Source organism: Pseudomonas sp. SJZ131, assembly GCF_007828705.1.
GTDB lineage: Bacteria > Pseudomonadota > Gammaproteobacteria > Pseudomonadales > Pseudomonadaceae > Aquipseudomonas > Aquipseudomonas prosekii.
The window spans coordinates 499,208-517,209 of sequence record NZ_VIVC01000002.1 but is presented as its reverse complement, the minus strand read 5'-3'; the positions used below and the strand labels follow the sequence as shown (position 1 = coordinate 517,209).

Annotated in this window: 14 protein-coding genes; 10 read left to right on the top strand and 4 right to left on the bottom strand. The window is 59.1% G+C overall.

Annotated elements, in window-relative coordinates:
• Positions 1-96 precede the first annotated feature (96 nt).
• Positions 97-960, bottom strand: coding sequence for a translation elongation factor Ts (gene tsf, locus FBY12_RS09155; RefSeq protein ID WP_121731108.1), 864 nt, complete (start codon positions 958-960; stop codon positions 97-99).
• Between the two features lie 192 nt (positions 961-1,152).
• Entirely contained in the window at positions 1,153-1,890 is a 738-nt protein-coding gene (rpsB, locus tag FBY12_RS09150) for a 30S ribosomal protein S2 (RefSeq protein ID WP_003219330.1), read from the bottom strand.
• 387 nt (positions 1,891-2,277) lie between these two features.
• Here rpsB and map point away from each other — a divergent pair, with 387 nt between their 5' ends.
• The 5 genes from map (at position 2,278) to FBY12_RS09120 (ending at position 8,883) form a co-directional block, all read left to right on the top strand.
• Positions 2,278-3,060, top strand: coding sequence for a type I methionyl aminopeptidase (map, locus tag FBY12_RS09145; RefSeq protein ID WP_121731109.1), 783 nt, complete (start codon positions 2,278-2,280; stop codon positions 3,058-3,060).
• A gap of 44 nt (positions 3,061-3,104) precedes the next feature.
• Positions 3,105-5,807, top strand: coding sequence for a [protein-PII] uridylyltransferase (locus FBY12_RS09140; RefSeq protein WP_092272460.1), 2,703 nt, complete (start codon positions 3,105-3,107; stop codon positions 5,805-5,807).
• Between the two features lie 208 nt (positions 5,808-6,015).
• Entirely contained in the window at positions 6,016-7,212 is a 1,197-nt protein-coding gene (dapC, locus tag FBY12_RS09130; RefSeq protein WP_145252663.1) for a succinyldiaminopimelate transaminase, read from the top strand.
• Between the two features lie 149 nt (positions 7,213-7,361).
• A complete protein-coding gene (locus FBY12_RS09125; protein ID WP_145252662.1) occupies positions 7,362-8,099 on the top strand; it encodes a M12 family metallopeptidase in 738 nt (245 codons plus the stop codon).
• Positions 8,100-8,130: 31 nt separating this feature from the next.
• Entirely contained in the window at positions 8,131-8,883 is a 753-nt protein-coding gene (locus FBY12_RS09120) for a hypothetical protein (RefSeq protein WP_145252661.1), read from the top strand.
• Between the two features lie 5 nt (positions 8,884-8,888).
• Here the strand turns inward: FBY12_RS09120 and FBY12_RS09115 are convergent, their stop codons facing one another.
• Positions 8,889-10,520: a Na+/H+ antiporter gene (locus FBY12_RS09115; RefSeq protein ID WP_145252660.1), complete on the bottom strand. Its 1,632-nt coding sequence runs from the start codon at positions 10,518-10,520 to the stop codon at positions 8,889-8,891.
• A gap of 246 nt (positions 10,521-10,766) precedes the next feature.
• Here FBY12_RS09115 and FBY12_RS09110 point away from each other — a divergent pair, with 246 nt between their 5' ends.
• The 4 genes from FBY12_RS09110 (at position 10,767) to FBY12_RS09095 (ending at position 14,220) form a co-directional block, all read left to right on the top strand.
• Complete coding sequence (locus FBY12_RS09110; RefSeq protein ID WP_010462846.1) at positions 10,767-11,129, top strand: ArsC family reductase; 363 nt, start codon at positions 10,767-10,769, stop codon at positions 11,127-11,129.
• 32 nt (positions 11,130-11,161) lie between these two features.
• A complete protein-coding gene (dapD, locus tag FBY12_RS09105; RefSeq protein WP_092272623.1) occupies positions 11,162-12,196 on the top strand; it encodes a 2,3,4,5-tetrahydropyridine-2,6-dicarboxylate N-succinyltransferase in 1,035 nt (344 codons plus the stop codon).
• Between the two features lie 417 nt (positions 12,197-12,613).
• A complete protein-coding gene (locus tag FBY12_RS09100) occupies positions 12,614-13,819 on the top strand; it encodes an aminotransferase class V-fold PLP-dependent enzyme (protein WP_145253278.1) in 1,206 nt (401 codons plus the stop codon).
• On the top strand, positions 13,816-14,220 hold the full coding sequence (locus FBY12_RS09095) for a SufE family protein (protein ID WP_145252659.1): 405 nt from the start codon (positions 13,816-13,818) through the stop codon (positions 14,218-14,220). The genes FBY12_RS09100 and FBY12_RS09095 overlap by 4 nt, the downstream gene beginning before the upstream one ends.
• Before the next feature lie 103 nt (positions 14,221-14,323).
• Here FBY12_RS09095 and tcdA read toward each other — a convergent pair whose 3' ends face one another.
• The gene (gene tcdA / locus FBY12_RS09090; RefSeq protein ID WP_178111738.1) at positions 14,324-15,136 is read right to left on the bottom strand and encodes a tRNA cyclic N6-threonylcarbamoyladenosine(37) synthase TcdA; all 813 of its coding nucleotides are present in this window, start codon (positions 15,134-15,136) and stop codon (positions 14,324-14,326) included.
• A gap of 218 nt (positions 15,137-15,354) precedes the next feature.
• Here tcdA and FBY12_RS09085 point away from each other — a divergent pair, with 218 nt between their 5' ends.
• A complete protein-coding gene (locus FBY12_RS09085; RefSeq protein WP_121731116.1) occupies positions 15,355-17,946 on the top strand; it encodes a glycosyltransferase in 2,592 nt (863 codons plus the stop codon).
• Positions 17,947-18,002 lie beyond the last annotated feature (56 nt).

Below are 18,002 nucleotides of genomic sequence, written 5' to 3'. Positions count from 1 at the left end.
CCAACGGGAAACCAATCAAAAATTGGCAGCCCATCTGAAAAGAGGCTGCGCGCGTTAGCGGGCAGCCTCTTCAGGGCGACAGTTATGAAAACCGTCTTATTGCTTGGCGGCAGCCAGCTGGGCAGCAACTTCTTCAGCGAAGTTGTCGACCGGCTTCTCGATGCCTTCGCCTACTTTGAAGTAAGTGAAGGAAACGATTTCAGCGCCAGCCTTCTTGGCCAGTTCGCCAACCTTGATTTCAGGGTTCTTGACGAACGCCTGCTCAACCAGGGAAGCCTCGGCCAGGAACTTGCTGATACGGCCCTTGACCATGTTTTCAACAATGTTCTCCGGCTTGCCGGCGATCTTGTCAGCGTTCAGAGTCAGGAATACACCCTTCTCACGCTCTACCGCTTCATCGGAAACTTCCGACGGCAGCAGGAATTCAGGGTTGGTCGCCGCCACGTGCATGGCGATGTCCTTGGCCAGCTCAACAGTGCCGCCTTTCAGGACAACTGCAACGCCGATCTTGTTACCGTGCAGGTAACCGCCAACAACGTCACCTTCAACGCGCGCCAGACGACGGATGTTGACGTTTTCGCCAACCTTGCCGACCAGTACCAGGCGAGCAGCTTCTTGAGCTTCGATCAGCGGAGCGACGTCAGTCAGTTTGTCGGCGAACGCTTTTTCAACGCTTGCAGCAACAAATGCCTTGAAGTCGTCCTGCAGAGCCAGGAAGTCGGTCTGCGAGTTCACTTCCAGCAGAACGGCGGACTTGCCGTCTTCTTTCAGAGCGATAGCGCCTTCAGCGGCAACGTTGCCCGCTTTCTTGGCAGCCTTGATGGCGCCCGAAGCGCGCATGTCATCAATGGCTTTTTCGATGTCGCCGCCAGCCTTGGTCAAGGCTTTCTTGCAGTCCATCATGCCTTCGCCAGTACGCTCGCGCAGTTCTTTGACCAACGCTGCAGTAATCTCTGCCATTTCAAAAATCCTCTTGGATAGGTTTTCAACCATTCCACCCGATCGAACGGGCGATCAATTCTTCCCGAAACACCCTTGCAGGTCGCTGCACGTTACAGAAGCTGTAGCTGCGCTACCGACAAATGGTTTTCGAGGTGGCAAAAAGGGGGCCAAGCCCCCTTTTTGCTTACTGAGTCAACGCCAAAGCGTCAATTACTCAGCTGCTGCTACCGGAGCTTCTTCAACGAACTGCTCGGTGCCGCCAGCAACGTGGTTGCGACCACGAATTACTGCGTCAGCCATCGAACCCATGTACAGCTGGATAGCGCGGATTGCGTCATCGTTGCCTGGGATGATGTAGTCAACGCCTTCCGGGCTGCTGTTGGTATCGACTACGCCGATAACCGGGATGCCCAGCTTGTTGGCTTCGGTGATCGCGATGCGCTCGTGATCAACGTCGATAACGAACAGTGCGTCTGGCAGACCGCCCATGTCCTTGATACCACCCAGGGAACGATCGAGCTTCTCAAGATCGCGAGTGCGCATCAGCGCTTCTTTCTTGGTCAGCTTGGCGAAAGTACCGTCTTCGGCTTGCACTTCAAGGTCACGCAGACGCTTGATGGAAGCACGGATGGTTTTGAAGTTGGTCAGCATGCCGCCCAACCAGCGGTGATCGACGTACGGCGAACCGCAACGTGCTGCTTCTTCAGCAACGATCTTGCCAGCGGAACGCTTGGTGCCGACGAACAGAATCTTGTTTTTGCCCTGGGCCAGGCGCTCTACGAAAGTCAGAGCTTCGTTGAACATTGGCAGGGTTTTTTCAAGGTTGATGATGTGAATCTTGTTACGCGCGCCGAAAATGTATTTACCCATTTTCGGGTTCCAGTAACGGGTTTGGTGACCGAAGTGCACACCGGCCTTCAGCATATCGCGCATGTTGACTTGGGACATGATAGTTCCTTAATAAGTCGGGTTTGGCCTCCACGTATCCCAATGACCAACCAGCAGCATCAGCTGAAGGCACCCAGGTCATCGTGTCGACACGTGTGTGGATTTAAGCCTTTCGGGGTATCCCCGGAAAGCGGCGCATTTTATATCACAGGGCAGAAAAAAACGGAACCAGGATTCTCGATTCCTCGCGCGCGCCTTTATTTGCACCCTTGGAATCGCCCGCCCATGCACCTATCTATAGAGGGAAGCGACTTACATCCATAGACACAGAAGCTCAGATTTGCCGTGATCGTCTGTTAGAATCGCGTTTTTCAGGGCCGCGACCACTGATCGCGAAAAAGCCCCCTTTGTATTCAGAAAGCGCCATCGAGCGCAGAGAGAGCCTGTATGACCGTCACCCTCAAGACTCCCGAGGACATCGCCAAAATGCGTATCGCCGGCAAACTGGCCGCCGATGTGCTGGAAATGATTGCCGAACATGTCAAACCGGGTGTCACCACCGAAGAACTCGATCGCCTCTGCCACGACTACATCGTCAACGAGCAGAAAGCCATTCCCGCCCCGCTCAACTACAAAGGCTTCCCGAAGTCGATCTGCACCTCGATCAACCACGTGGTCTGCCACGGCATCCCGAACGAGAAGCCGCTGAAGAATGGCGACACCGTGAACATCGACGTCACCGTGATCAAGGACGGCTACCACGGCGACACCAGCCGCATGTTCCACGTCGGCACCGTGCCGGTCTGGGCCGAGCGCCTGTCGCAGGTCACCCAGGAATGCATGTACAAGGCGATTGAAATCGTCAAACCCGGCTGCCGCCTCGGCGATATCGGTGAAGTGATCCAGAAACACGCGGAAAAGAACGGCTTTTCGGTCGTTCGCGAATTCTGCGGCCACGGCATCGGCAAAGTGTTTCACGAGGAGCCGCAAATCCTCCACTACGGCCGCGCGGGCACCGGCATGGAACTGCAAGCCGGCATGACCTTCACCATCGAGCCGATGATCAACCAGGGCAAGGCTGACACCAAAGTGCTCGGCGATGGCTGGACCGCTATCACCAAGGACCGCAAACTCTCGGCGCAGTGGGAACACACGCTGCTGGTCACCGAAACCGGATACGAGATCTTCACCCTGCGCGCCGATGACACCATCCCGCGCGTTTCGGCCTGATCGACCCGTTCTGCCCCTAGCCTTATAGAAAGGAAAGCCAATCGATGCCGCAGGTGGATCCCGAACTCTTCGACCGTGGCCAGTTCCAGGCTGAACTGGCCCTGAAAGCCAGCCCCATCGCGGCTTTCAAGAAGGCGATTCGCCAGGCCCGCGAGGTGCTCGACGGGCGTTTTCGCAGCGGCCGCGACATTCGCCGGCTGATCGAGGATCGCGCCTGGTTCGTCGATAACATCCTGCAAAAGGCTTGGGAGCAGTTCAACTGGAGCGAAGACGCCGACATCGCGCTGATCGCGGTCGGCGGCTACGGGCGCGGCGAGTTGCACCCGTATTCCGACATCGATCTGCTGATCCTGCTGGACAGCGCCGACCACGAGATTTTCCGCGATTCCATCGAGCGTTTTCTGACGCTGCTGTGGGACATCGGCCTTGAGGTCGGTCAGAGCGTTCGCTCGGTGGACGAATGCGCGGTCGAGGCGCGTGCCGACCTGACGGTGGTCACCAACCTGATGGAAAGCCGCACCATCTGCGGCCCCGAGCGCCTGCGCCAGCGCATGCTCGACGTCACCAGCACCGCGCACATGTGGCCGAGCAAAGAGTTTTTCCTGGCCAAGCGCGCCGAGCAAAAGGCCCGCCACCACAAATACAACGACACCGAATACAACCTCGAACCCAACGTCAAAGGCTCGCCCGGTGGTCTGCGCGATATCCAGACGATTCTGTGGGTGGCCCGTCGTCAGTACGGCACGCTGAACCTGCGCGCCCTCGCCGGCGAAGGCTTTCTGGTCGAGAGTGAAAACGCCCTGCTCGCCTCCTCCCAGGAGTTTTTGTGGAAGGTCCGCTACGCCCTGCACATGCTGGCCGGACGTTCCGAAGACCGCTTGTTGTTCGACCACCAGCGCTCGATCGCCGCGCTGCTCGGTTTCGAAGGGGACGACACCAAGCACACCATCGAAAACTTCATGCAACAGTATTACCGCGTGGTCATGAGCATCGCCCAGCTCAGCGACTTGATCATCCAGCACTTCGAAGAAGTCATCCTCGCGCCGGAGGACGAAGCGCCGCCGCAGCCGATCAATTCGCGGTTCCAGTTGCACGATGGCTACATCGAAGCGCGCAACGACAATGTGTTCCGCCGCACGCCGTTCGCCATGCTCGAAATCTTCGTGCTGATGGCTCAGCAGCCGGAAATCAAAGGCGTGCGCGCCGACACCATTCGTCTGCTGCGAGAAAACCGCCATCTGATCGACGACGATTTCCGCAACGATATTCGCAACACCAGCCTGTTTATCGAACTGTTCAAATGCAAGATCGGCATTCACCGCAACCTGCGGCGGATGAACCGTTACGGCATCCTCGGGCGCTATCTGCCGGAGTTCGGTTTTATCGTCGGGCAGATGCAACATGACCTGTTCCACATCTATACCGTCGACGCGCACACGCTGAATCTGATCAAGCATTTGCGTAAGTTGCAGTACACGCAGGTGTCGGAAAAATTCCCGCTGGCCAGCAAGCTCATGGCCAAGCTGCCGAAACCGGAATTGATCTACCTCGCGGGGCTTTACCACGACATCGGCAAGGGCCGGCATGGCGACCATTCGGACATCGGCGCGGTGGATGCCGAGGCGTTCTGCCAGCGTCATCAGTTGCCGACGTGGGACAGCCGCCTGATCGTCTGGCTGGTGCAAAACCACTTGGTGATGTCGACCACCGCGCAGCGCAAGGACTTGTCCGACCCGCAGGTGATCCACGATTTCGCGCAGATCGTCGGCGATGAAACGCACCTCGATTACCTCTACGTGCTGACCGTCGCCGACATCAACGCGACCAACCCGACCTTGTGGAATTCCTGGCGCGCCAGTCTGTTGCGCCAGCTCTACACCGAGACCAAGCGTGCGTTGCGTCGCGGCCTGGAAAACCCGGTCGATCGCGAAGAACAGATCCGCCAGACCCAAAGCGCAGCGCTGGATATTCTGGTGCGCGGCGGCACCGACCCGGACGACGTCGAGCAATTGTGGGCGCAACTGGGCGATGACTATTTCCTGCGCCACACCGCCGGCGATGTCGCCTGGCACAGTGACGCGATCCTGCAGCAGCCGGCCGATGGCGGGCCGCTGGTGTTGATCAAGGAAACCACGCAACGCGAGTTCGAGGGCGGCACGCAGATCTTCATTTATGCGCCGGACCAGCATGACTTCTTCGCGGTAACCGTGGCGGCGATGGACCAGCTCAACCTGAACATTCACGACGCGCGGGTCATCACCTCCAGCAGCCAGTTCACCCTCGACACCTACATCGTGCTCGACACCGAGGGCGAATCGATCGGCGATAACCCGGCGCGGGTGAAAAAGATCCGCGAAGGCCTGACCGAAGCGCTGCGCAACCCTGACGATTACCCGACGATCATTCAGCGCCGGGTGCCGCGCCAGTTGAAGCATTTCACCTTTGCCCCGCAAGTGACGATTCACAACGACGCGCAGCGCCCGGTGACCGTTCTGGAACTCAGCGCGCCGGATCGGCCAGGGCTGTTGGCGCGGATCGGCAATATCTTTCTCGAATTCGACCTGTCGTTGCAGAACGCGAAGATTGCGACCCTTGGCGAACGCGTGGAAGACGTGTTCTTCATCACCGACGCCAACAATCAACCGCTGTCCGACCCGTTGCTGTGCAGCCGTTTGCAGGATGCAATCGTCGAACAGCTGACCGTCAGCCAGGAACCCGAGATCAACTTGTCGCGTATCAGTATTTGAATTAACAAATTTCCCCTGTGGGATGGGCAAACCCAAAGATGTTCAGTCAAGCAGAACCCTTGTGGGAGCGAGCTTGCTCGCGATAGCGGTGGATCAGCACACATTGATGTTGAAAGTCCCGCCGTCATCGCGAGCAAACTCGCTCCCACAGGTTTTGTGCCCTGGCTGAGATTGGGAGCCTTCCCACATTCAAAGAGACCCCGCACCGATGAACAACGCTCTGAACCAGTTGCAGCCGTACCCTTTCGAGAAGCTCCGCGCGCTGCTCGGCAGCGTCACGCCAAACCCCGACAAGCGCCCGATTGCGCTGTCGATTGGCGAGCCGAAGCACCGTTCGCCGAGTTTTGTCGCCGAAGCGCTGGCGAGCAATCTGGATCAGATGGCCGTGTACCCGACCACCCTCGGCATCCCGGCGCTGCGTGAAACCATCGCCGCATGGTGCGAGCGGCGCTTCAACGTGCCGACCGGCTGGCTCGACCCGTCGCGCAACGTGCTGCCGGTCAATGGCACCCGCGAAGCGCTGTTTGCCTTCACGCAAACCGTGGTCAACCGTGGCGACGATGCGCTGGTGGTCAGCCCGAATCCGTTCTATCAGATCTACGAAGGCGCGGCGTTCCTCGCCGGCGCCAAGCCGCATTACCTGCCGTGCCTGGATGAAAACGGCTTCAACCCGGATTTCGACGCGGTCTCCCCGGACATCTGGAAACGCTGCCAGATTCTGTTCCTGTGTTCGCCGGGCAACCCGACTGGCGCGTTGATTCCGGTCGACACCCTGAAAAAACTGATCGCCCTCGCCGACCAATACGATTTCGTGATCGCCGCCGACGAGTGCTACAGCGAGCTCTACTTCGACGAACAAACGCCGCCGCCGGGTCTGCTCAGCGCTTGCGTGGAACTGGGCCGCAACGATTTCAAACGTTGCGTGGTGTTTCACAGCCTGTCGAAACGCTCCAACCTGCCGGGCCTGCGCTCGGGTTTTGTCGCCGGTGACGCCGACATCCTCAAAGGTTTCCTGCTCTATCGCACTTACCACGGCTGCGCGATGCCGGTGCAAACGCAACTGGCCAGCGTCGCCGCGTGGAACGACGAAGTGCACGTGCGCGCCAACCGTGCGTTGTATCGCGAGAAGTACGACGCAGTGTTGGAAATCCTCAGCCCGGTCATGGACGTGCAGCGCCCGGACGGCGGTTTTTACTTGTGGCCAAACATTGATGGCGATGACGAAGCATTCTGCCGCGACTTGTTCGTCAAAGAACATGTAACTGTGGTGCCGGGCTCTTACTTGTCCCGCGATGTCGACGGCTTCAATCCTGGCGCCGGACGCATTCGCATGGCGCTGGTTGCACCGCTGGCGGAATGTGTTGAAGCGGCGGAACGTATTCGCGCGTTTATTACCAACAAATAACAAGCCCCTAATACTCCGCACGGCGCAATGCCGTGCGGCGTTAAAACATCAAGTAACAGCGTCAATCGAATTACAACTTAACAAATCTCACCAACTCGCTTAGCCTTCCAATGCACGCATAATTTCGTTTGCTCACATGGAAGTCGACAATGAACACCCATCCTTGCAAGGTCATAAGTCCAGATAATCTTCTGGCGTCCTTTGAAGTTGCCATTAAGGAAAATCCAGCCAATGAATTAACACTAACTTCGGGTGGACGACATAAACGTTCAGTAGGCCAATGGAGTAAATTCTGGGGCAATGGACGCAGTTTGAATATTACGTTTGTCAATGCCGAGCCTGAGACGCTAAGAAAACAAATCGAAGGCATCATCAGACAATGGGAACCGTCTACCAACCTGACGTTTACCTTTGACCAGGCATTAAGCGGTGATATCCGTATAAAGACCGGCGCACAAACCAATGAGTCTTATGTGGGCACGGACGCGACACTGGCTCCAACGGACCAGCCGACACTGAGCCTGTTCGTCGACCCGCAGGACAACGATTTCGAATGGACCATACTGCATGAGTTCGGCCACGCGCTGGGCCTGCAGCACGAACACCTGCACCCCAAGGCGAACATCCCGTGGGACAAACCTAAAGTCTATGACTACTACAAAGCTCACTATCAATGGACCAAAGAACAAGTCGATTACAATTTGTTCACGTTATTGCCGACAGTCGACTTCATGCAAGGCCCTTATGACAAGGAGTCAATCATGCATTACGTCGTCACTAATGAACTGACAATCGGTGATTGGGAAGTTCCGCGCAATATGCGCATCAGCAAACTCGACAGGCGCAATATGCGCAAAGCTTACCCGAAGGCCAACACCACCCCCTGATTTAAAACCCGCTAAACATGGAAGTTCAAACATGCATGATTCAACACCTTGCGAAATTATAAACGTCGATGACTTGAGCGCCTCTTACGAGGTTGCCATTAATGAAAACCCCGCCAATCGAATTGCCTCTTCGGGCGGTCGTGGTAAACGTGCCGTGGCCAAACATACCAGGTTCTGGGCACCCGGCCGCACGCTGCATATTGCCTTCCTCGATGGTGATGACGACTTCATTCAGGCAACTATGGAAGCCGCCAATAATTGGCTGCCGCATATCAACCTTGAGTTTCTTTTCATCGAAGGCGATCAGGGCGATATCCGCATTACCCAGACACCGGGCACCTATTGGTCGCTGATCGGCACCGACGCGCTGTTACGCACAGAAGGCGCAACTATGGGATTGTCCCCGGACATGCGTATGCCGGGATTTTTTGCCGCCAATGTGATGCACGAGTTTGGCCATGTATTGGGCGCCCTGCATGAACACCAACACCCTGAAGTGAACATTCCATGGGACTTGCGCGCACTTTACGCGGCGCATGGCGCTGATCAGTTTGCCGATGAAGACCACTACGCGCGCACCGTCGTGGACGAACGTTATCTCACTCGATTCGATGGCAATGAAGTGCGTTACTCCGACTATGATCCGAAATCGATCATGCACTACGCGATCCGCGAGGATTGGACCGAAGGCGATTTCAAGATTGACCTCAACTTGGTGCTTAGCGACAAGGACAAAGCCTTCATGGCGGCAGCGTATCCCTACCCTGCCGCGCCAGATGAATAAGTTGTCTATTTGACCTGTCCGAGGTTCGCCTCGCTCATGTCCAGCTCGCCCAATACTTCGCGCAACACGTCATCACCGATCTGGTGATGACGACTCAACTTGTACAACTCCAGGCGTTGCGCGCGCAGTGCCTTCAAACGCAAGCGCCGCTCCAGCAGATCCATTTCGAACGCCAGCGCCTGCGCCTCGGCAGAATCGTTGAACACCTCAAGTTGATGGCGATATTCGGACATGAGCCGCGCCTTCAGTTCCGCCGCCAGCGCTGCTTGCGCCGCGTCGGCAGGTTTGGCCTCCTCGACTTCCAGCGCATGAATTGCCGCTTCAGCGGTTTTGCGCCACGCGTCGCGTACTTCATTACGGCGTTTATCGTCGGGGCTTTTCTCGATGCCGCGCAGCAACAAAGGCAAGGCAATGCACGCCGCGACCAACGACAGCAGGATCACCCCGGCGGCGATGAAAATCAGCAAATCGCGCTCGGGAAACGCGTCGCCGCCCATCAACAATGGCACCGATAGCACGCCGGCCAGGGTCACCGCGCCGCGCACGCCGCCGACCGTCAACAACCAGCAGGAGCGCGCCGTCGGCACCGGCGTCAGCTCGCCCTCACCACGCCAGCGCCGCAGCAGCCCGGACAGCCGCCAGATGCTTTGCACCCAGATGAAGCGCAACACCAGCAACACCATGAAGATCGCCACCACGTCGAGGCAGCGGTAGAACAAGGTCGGCCACAACGAGGTTTCGTGGCTGGCCACCGCTTTGATGATGTCCGGCAGTTGCAGGCCCAGCAGCAGGAAGATCAGGCCGTTGAAGGCAAATTCCAGCAACGACCAGACGCTGCGATTGAGCAACCGGGTACTGGTCTGGCGCGGCAGCAGATCGAGCCAGCTCTGCATCATCCCGGCGGCGACCGCCGACAGAATCCCTGAAGCGCCGAGGCGTTCGGCCAGCACATACGCGGCGAACGGCAGCAGCAACATGAACACCACGTGGGTCGCCGGATCGTCCCAGCCTCGGGCGACCATCCACGAGCGCAAACGCCCGACCAGCCAGCTCAGCGCCACGCCGATGGCCAGCCCGCCGACCGCGACCAGCACGAACGTCAGGCTCGCATTGGCCAGCGAGAACACGCCCGTGACCGCTGCGGCCAAAGCAAATTTGAAGGTCACCAGGCCCGAGGCATCGTTCATCAGCGCTTCGCCCTGCAACATGTGCATCAGCGGCGTCGGCAGGCGGTTCTGGGAAATCGCCGAGACTGCCACGGCGTCGGTCGGCGACAGTACGGCCGCCAAGGCAAAAGCCACCGGCAAAGGAATTGTCGGAATCAGCCAATGAATGAAGTACCCGGCGCCGACCACTGTGAACAGCACCAAGCCTACGGCGAGGGTCAGAATCGGCCCGCGCAGGCGCCACAATTCTCGTTTGGGCATGCGCCAGCCGTCGGAAAACAGCAGCGGTGGCAGGAACAGAAACAGGAACAGCTCGGGGTCCAGCGCTACGTGCAACCCCAGCGTCGGCCAGGCCAGCAAGGCGCCAGCGGCAATTTGCACCAGCGGCAGCGGCAGGGGGATCACCCGCCCGATCAGGCGCGAAACGCCGACCAGCATTAACAGGATCAGGACGGTGTAGGCAGTTTGCATAAAGCGTTTTCCCAGGTATTCGACAGCATTGAAGTGCCATATTAGCCGCTTAGACTTGTCGTTGTGGGAGCTGAGCTGGCTGGCGATGGCGGTGTAACAGTCACGCTTGAGGCGGATTGATCCACCGCTATCGCGAGCAAGCTCGGCTCCCACAGGTTTTGCGTTTGCGGGTTTTGCGTGGAAACCGCCCGGTCATGGCATAATCCGTCACCATTTTTTTCCAGCACCTGTAAAGGGGGCAATTCCTTGACCGTTTCAAGTAAAACGTTGCACCTTTTCGGCATCAAAGCCTGCGACACCATGAAAAAGGCGCGCACCTGGCTCGATGAACACGCTGTCAGCTATGACTTCCATGATTACAAAACGGCCGGAATCGACCGTGAACATCTGACCCAATGGTGCGACGAGCACGGTTGGCAAGTGGTGTTGAACCGTGCAGGCACGACCTTTCGCAAACTCGACGACGAACGCAAAGCCGATCTCGACCAAGCCAAAGCCATCGAACTGATGCTCGCACAACCCTCGATGATCAAGCGCCCGGTGCTTGATCTCGGTGACCGAACCCTGATTGGCTTCAAGCCAGATATCTACGCGGCCGCCCTCAAGTAAGCAGCCCGTTCTTTTTTGTTAGAGGTCCCAACATGTCCAATACTCTGTTCAGCCTGGCCTTCGGTGTCGGCACGCAAAACCGTCAAGGCACCTGGCTGGAAGTGTTCTACGCCCAGCCGCTGCTCAATCCTTCGGCCGAACTGGTTGCCGCGATTGCGCCGGTACTCGGTTACAGCGAAGGCAACCAGGCCATCACGTTCACCACCGCTCAGGCTGCGCAATTGGCCGAAGCGCTGAAAAGCGTCGACGCTGCCCAGGCTGCCTTGCTGACCCGTCTGGCCGAAAGCCACAAGCCGCTGGTCGCGACCATTCTGGCTGAAGACGCACAACTGACTTCGACGCCTGAGGCCTACCTCAAGCTGCACCTGCTGTCGCACCGTCTGGTCAAGCCGCATGGTTTGAATCTGGCCGGAGTGTTCCCGCTGCTGCCGAACGTGGCGTGGACCAGCCAAGGCGCAATCGACCTCGCCGAACTGGCCGAGCATCAACTCGAAGCGCGTCTGCGTGGCGAGTTGCTGGAAGTGTTCTCGGTGGACAAATTCCCGAAAATGACCGACTACGTGGTCCCGGCCGGCGTGCGTATTGCTGACGCGGCGCGTATTCGTCTGGGCGCTTACGTCGGCGAAGGCACCACGGTGATGCACGAAGGTTTCGTCAACTTCAACGCGGGCACCGAAGGCCCGGGCATGATCGAAGGTCGTGTCTCGGCCGGCGTATTCGTCGGCAAGGGTTCGGACCTGGGCGGCGGTTGCTCGACCATGGGCACCCTGTCGGGCGGCGGCAACATTGTGATCAAGGTGGGCGAAGGCTGCCTGATCGGCGCGAACGCCGGTATCGGCATTCCGTTGGGCGACCGCAACACCGTCGAATCGGGCCTGTACGTGACCGCCGGGACCAAAGTGGCGCTGCTGGACGAGCACAACAAACTGGTGAAAGTGGTCAAGGCTCGCGAACTGGCCGGTCAACCTGACCTGTTGTTCCGGCGCAATTCGGAGACCGGCGCGGTGGAATGCAAAACCCACAAATCGGCCATCGAACTGAACGAAGCGCTGCACGCTCACAACTAAGCAAAACGTTCGACGATACCTGCGCCCTGCCCTTGTAGGAGCGAGGCTTGCCCGCGAAGAGGCTTTTGAAACTGCCAAAAGCTTCGCGAGCAAGCTTTGCTCCCACAGGATCTATGTAGGAGCAAGGCTTGCCCGCGAAGAGGCCTTTGAAACTGCCAAAAACTTCGCGAGCAAGCTTTGCTCCTACAGGATCTATGTAGGAGCGAGGCTTGCCCGCGAAGAGGCCTTTGAAACCGCCAAAAGCTTCGCGAGCAAGCTTTGCTCCACAGGATCTATGTAGGAGCGAGGCTTGCCCGCGAAGAGGCCTTTGAAACTGCCAAAAGCTTCGCGAGCAAGCTTTGCTCCTACAAGGTCAAAATCAACGTCACGGGCAAGGTCAGGCGTTCCCCCAGCCCATGTTCAACAGGGCCCGATTGCATGATGATTCCGTCTCCCTGGCGCGCCGATTTCCCGGCCATCGCCGCGCTGCAACGGCAAGACCAGACCTATCTGGACAACGCCGCCACCACGCAAAAACCGCAAGCCCTGCTGGATGCCCTGGCGCATTACTACGCCAATGGCGCGGCCAACGTGCATCGGGCGCAACACCTGCCCGGCGCCCACGCGACCCAGGCGTTCGAGGACAGCCGCAGCAAAGTCGCGCAATGGCTCAATACGGGCGATTGCGGGCAGATCATCTTCACCCACGGCGCCACCAGCGCGCTGAACCTCCTGGCCTATGGGCTGGAACACTTATTCAATCCGGGCGATGAAATTGTCATCAGCGCTCTGGAACATCACGCCAACCTGCTGCCGTGGCAGCAACTGGCGCTGCGTCGCGAGCTGAAACTGGTGGTTTTGCCACTGGATGGCGACGGCGTGATCGACCTCGCCGCCGCCGCGCAATTGATCGGCCCGCGCACCCGTTTGCTGGCGGTCAGTCAGCTGTCGAATGTGCTCGGCGTCTGGCAACCGCTGCCCGAGTTGCTGGCCATGGCCAAGGCGCACAACGCGCTGACCGTGGTCGATGGCGCGCAAGGCGTGGTCCACGGCCGGCACGACGTGCAGGCGCTGGGTTGCGACTTCTACGTGTTTTCCAGTCACAAACTCTACGGGCCCGATGGCCTCGGCGTGTTGTTCGGCCGTCACGCGGCGCTGGAGCAGCTGCGGCCGTGGCAATTCGGCGGCGAAATGGTCCTCGATGCCAATTACCACGACGCGCGATTCCGCCCCGCGCCGCTAGGTTTCGAGGCCGGTACGCCGCCGATTGCCAGCGTGATCGGCCTCGGCGCCACGCTGGATTACCTCGCCGGGCTGGATCAGGACGCGGTGTCGGCCCACGAAGCCGCGCTGCATGCGTATTTGCTCAAAGGCTTGCAGGCGCGCAATGGCATTCGGCTGCTGGGCAAACCGCAGCTCGCGTTGGCCAGTTTTGTCGTTGAGGGTGTGCATAACTCGGATCTGGCGCATTTGCTGACTGAACAGGGCATCGCCGTGCGCGCCGGCCATCACTGCGCCATGCCGTTGCTCAAAAGCTTCGAACTGGCCGGGGCGATCCGGGTGTCGCTGGCGCTGTACAACGACTCGGAGGATCTGGAACGCTTTTTTGAAGCACTGGATCAAGCCCTGGAGTTGCTGCGATGAGCTTGCCTGACGACGCCGCCGTCGCCCTCGAAACCTTTCACAATGCCGCGAGTTGGGAGCAACGCGCCCGTTTGCTGATGCAGTGGGGCGAGCGCCTGCCGGCGTTGAGTGATGCGGATAAAGTCGACGCCAACCGTGTGCATGGCTGTGAAAGCCAGGTGTGGCTGGTCGGTGCGTTGCGCGATGGCCATTGGCAGTTCGCCGCGAGCAGCGATGCACGATTGATTCGCGGGTTGGTCGCGTTGCTGCTGGCGCGGGTCAACGGGTTGTCGGCAGATGAACTGCGCCAAGTGGATTTGCCGCAGTGGTTTAACCAGCTTGGACTGAGCAGACAGTTATCCCCGTCGCGCAGTAATGGCCTCAATGCCGTGTTACAGCGAATGAATGAGTTGGCTGGTTAATCGCCATCAGCCACACCGCTTAAACCCCAAGCTCGCTCCCACCCTGGAATGCGTTCCCCTGTGGGAGCGAGCTTGCTCGCGATGAGGCCATCAGCCACACCGCTCAAACCGCTGGTTTAATCCGATCCGCCGGGCGCCGCACGCCCGCGACGATCTTGTCCACAGCCTTGGTCGCCGCGACCATGCCGAACGTCGCCGTGACCATCATCACCGCGCCAAACCCGCCGGCGCAGTCGAGCTTGACGCCGTCGCCGACAAAACTCTTCTGCAAGCAAATGCTCCCGTCCGGTTTCGGATAGCGCAGTTGCTCGGTGGAAAACACGCACGGCACGCTGTAATGACGAGTCACGGTGCGCGAGAAGTTGTAGTCGCGGCGCAGGGTCGAGCGCACTTTCGAGGCCAACGGGTCATTGAAGGTGCGGTTCAAGTCGCAGACCTGAATCAGCGTCGGGTCAATCTGCCCGCCCGCGCCGCCGGTGGTGATGATCTGGATCTTGCGGCGCTTGCACCAGGCAATCAGCGCAGCCTTGGCATTCACGCTGTCGATGCAGTCGATCACGCAATCGATATTCGGCGTGATGTACTCGGCCATGGTCTCGCGCGTCACAAAATCCGCCACCGCGTGCACCGTGCAGTCCGGGTTGATCCCGCGCAGACGCTCGGCCATCACCTCGACCTTGGGTTTGCCGACGGTGCTGTCCAGCGCGTGCAACTGGCGGTTGGCGTTGCTCACGCAAACGTCATCGAGGTCGAACAGCGAAATCTCGCCGACGCCACAACGCGCCACGGCTTCCGCCGCCCAGGAACCGACGCCACCGACGCCGACAATCGCCACATGGGCCGCGCGCAAACGCTCCAGGCCTTCAATGCCATACAACCGAGCGATGCCGGCAAACCGCGGATCTTCTGTACTCATGACCATTACCCCAAAAACCGGCGCGCATTATAGGGCTACGCGGCCACAAGTTCTAAGCGACAAGCGACAAGTGTAAGAACTTATGTGAAACCGGATTGCCAAATGTGAGGCTTTTCGCTATCGCCTGTACGGTAAGCGGAAGCACGGTGTAGGATGCGCGCCCCTTGGCAACCGCCGACCGTTCCTTCGTTCCACAGCCTCTGGAACCTGAAAAAGCTATGTCATCGCGTAAATTTGGACTCAACCTGGTTGTGGTGCTCGCCATCGCCGCTTTGTTTACCGGCTTCTGGGCGCTGATCAATCGCCCGGTCACCGCCCCCAACTGGCCTGAACAAATCTCCGGTTTTTCTTACTCGCCGTTTCAACAAGGCCAGTACCCGCAGAGAGACCAGTACCCGTCCGACGACGAAATGCGTCGCGACCTGGAGATCATGAGCAAGCTGACGGACAACATCCGCACTTACTCGGTCGACGGCAGCCTGCAAGACATCCCGAAACTCGCCGAAGAGTTCGGCTTGCGCGTGACGCTGGGGATCTGGATCAGCCCGGACCAGGAGCGCAACGAACGCGAGATCCTGCGCGCCATTGAATTGGCCAACACCTCGCGCAGCGTGGTTCGCGTGGTTGTAGGCAACGAGGCAATCTTCCGTAAGGAAATTACCGCCGCCGAACTCAGCGTGATCCTCGACCGCGTGCGCGCGGCGGTGAAAGTGCCGGTGACCACGTCCGAGCAATGGCACGTCTGGGAAGAACACCCGGAACTGGCCAAGCACGTCGACCTGATCGCCGCGCACGTTCTGCCGTACTGGGAATTTGTCCCGGTGGACAAGGCTGGCCAGTTCGTTCTCGACCGCGCTCGCGACCTGAAAAAGATGTTCCCGAAAAAACCGCTGCTGCTCTCGGAGGTTGGCTGGCCGAGCAACGGCCGCATGCGCGGCGGCACCGATGCGAGCCCCGCCGACCAGGCGATTTACCTGCGCACATTGGTCAACAAACTCAACCGCCAAGGCTTCAACTACTTCGTGATCGAAGCGTTTGACCAGCCGTGGAAGGCCAGCGACGAAGGTTCGGTGGGCGCGTATTGGGGCGTGTTCAATGCCGCGCGCCAGCAGAAATTCAACTTCGAAGGCCCGGTCGTGGCGATCCCGCAATGGCGCGTGCTGGCCATCGGCTCGGCGGTGTTGGCGCTGCTGTCGCTGACCTTGCTGATGATCGACGGCTCGGCCCTGCGCCAACGTGGCCGCACGTTCCTGACGTTTATTGCGTTTTTGTGCGGTTCGGTTCTGGTGTGGATCGGCTACGACTACAGCCAGCAATACAGCACCTGGTTCAGCCTGACCGTGGGGTTCCTCCTCGCGCTCGGTGCGCTCGGGGTGTTTATCGTGTTGCTGACCGAGGCGCATGAATTGGCCGAAGCGGTCTGGACCCACAAGCGCCGGCGAGAATTCCTGCCGGTCGTGGGGGATTCGGACTACCGACCAAAAGTCTCGATTCACGTACCGTGCTACAACGAGCCGCCGGAGATGGTCAAACAGACCCTCAACGCCCTGGCCAACCTCGACTATCCGGATTTCGAAGTCCTGATCATCGACAACAACACCAAAGACCCGGCGGTCTGGGAACCGGTGCGCGATTACTGCGCAACCCTCGGCCCGCGCTTCAAGTTTTTCCACGTCGCGCCGCTGGCCGGCTTCAAGGGTGGCGCGCTGAATTACCTGATCCCGCACACCGCCAAGGACGCCGAAGTGATTGCGGTGATCGACTCCGATTACTGCGTCGAGCCGAACTGGCTGAAGCACATGGTGCCGCACTTTGCCGATCCGAAAATCGCCGTGGTGCAGTCGCCGCAGGATTATCGCGATCAGAACGAAAGCACCTTCAAGAAGCTCTGCTACGCCGAATACAAAGGTTTCTTCCATATCGGTATGGTCACCCGCAACGACCGTGACGCGATCATCCAGCACGGCACCATGACCATGACCCGGCGCTCGGTGCTCGAGGAACTCGGCTGGGCCGACTGGTGCATCTGTGAAGACGCCGAGTTGGGCTTGCGTGTATTCGAGAAAGGTTTGTCGGCGGCGTACTACCACACGAGCTACGGCAAGGGGCTGATGCCGGATACGTTTATCGACTTCAAGAAACAGCGTTTCCGCTGGGCTTATGGCGCGATTCAGATCATCAAGCGGCACACCGCCAGCCTGCTGCGCGGCAAGGGTAGCGAGTTGACCCGTGGCCAGCGTTACCACTTCCTCGCGGGCTGGTTGCCGTGGGTCGCGGACGGCATGAATATCTTCTTCACCGTCGGCGCGCTGTTGTGGTCGGCGGCGATGATCATCGTGCCGCAACGGGTCGATCCGCCGCTGCTGATTTTCGCGATCCCGCCACTGGCGCTGTTTGTGTTCAAGGTCGGCAAGATCATCTTCCTCTACCGCCGTGCGGTCGGGGTCAACCTGAAGGATGCATTCTGCGCGGCGCTGGCCGGGCTGGCGTTGTCGCACACCATTGCCAAAGCGGTGCTGTACGGTTTCTTCACCACCAGCATTCCGTTCTTCCGCACCCCGAAAAACGCTGATAACCATGGTTTCTGGGTGGCGATTTCGGAAGCGCGTGAAGAGGTGTTCATCATGTTGCTGCTGTGGGGCGCGGCGCTGGGTATCTTCCTGGTCAACGGCCTGCCGAGCAACGACATGCGCTTCTGGGTGATCATGCTGCTGGTGCAATCGCTGCCGTACCTGGCGGCGCTGATCATGGCGTTCCTGTCTTCGCTGCCTAAACCGGCGGCGGAGCCTGCGCCGGCACCGGCCGTCTAAATCAGTCGGGATGCACTAAACGGCGGCCAATGGCCGCCGTTTTGCTTTAAGATAAC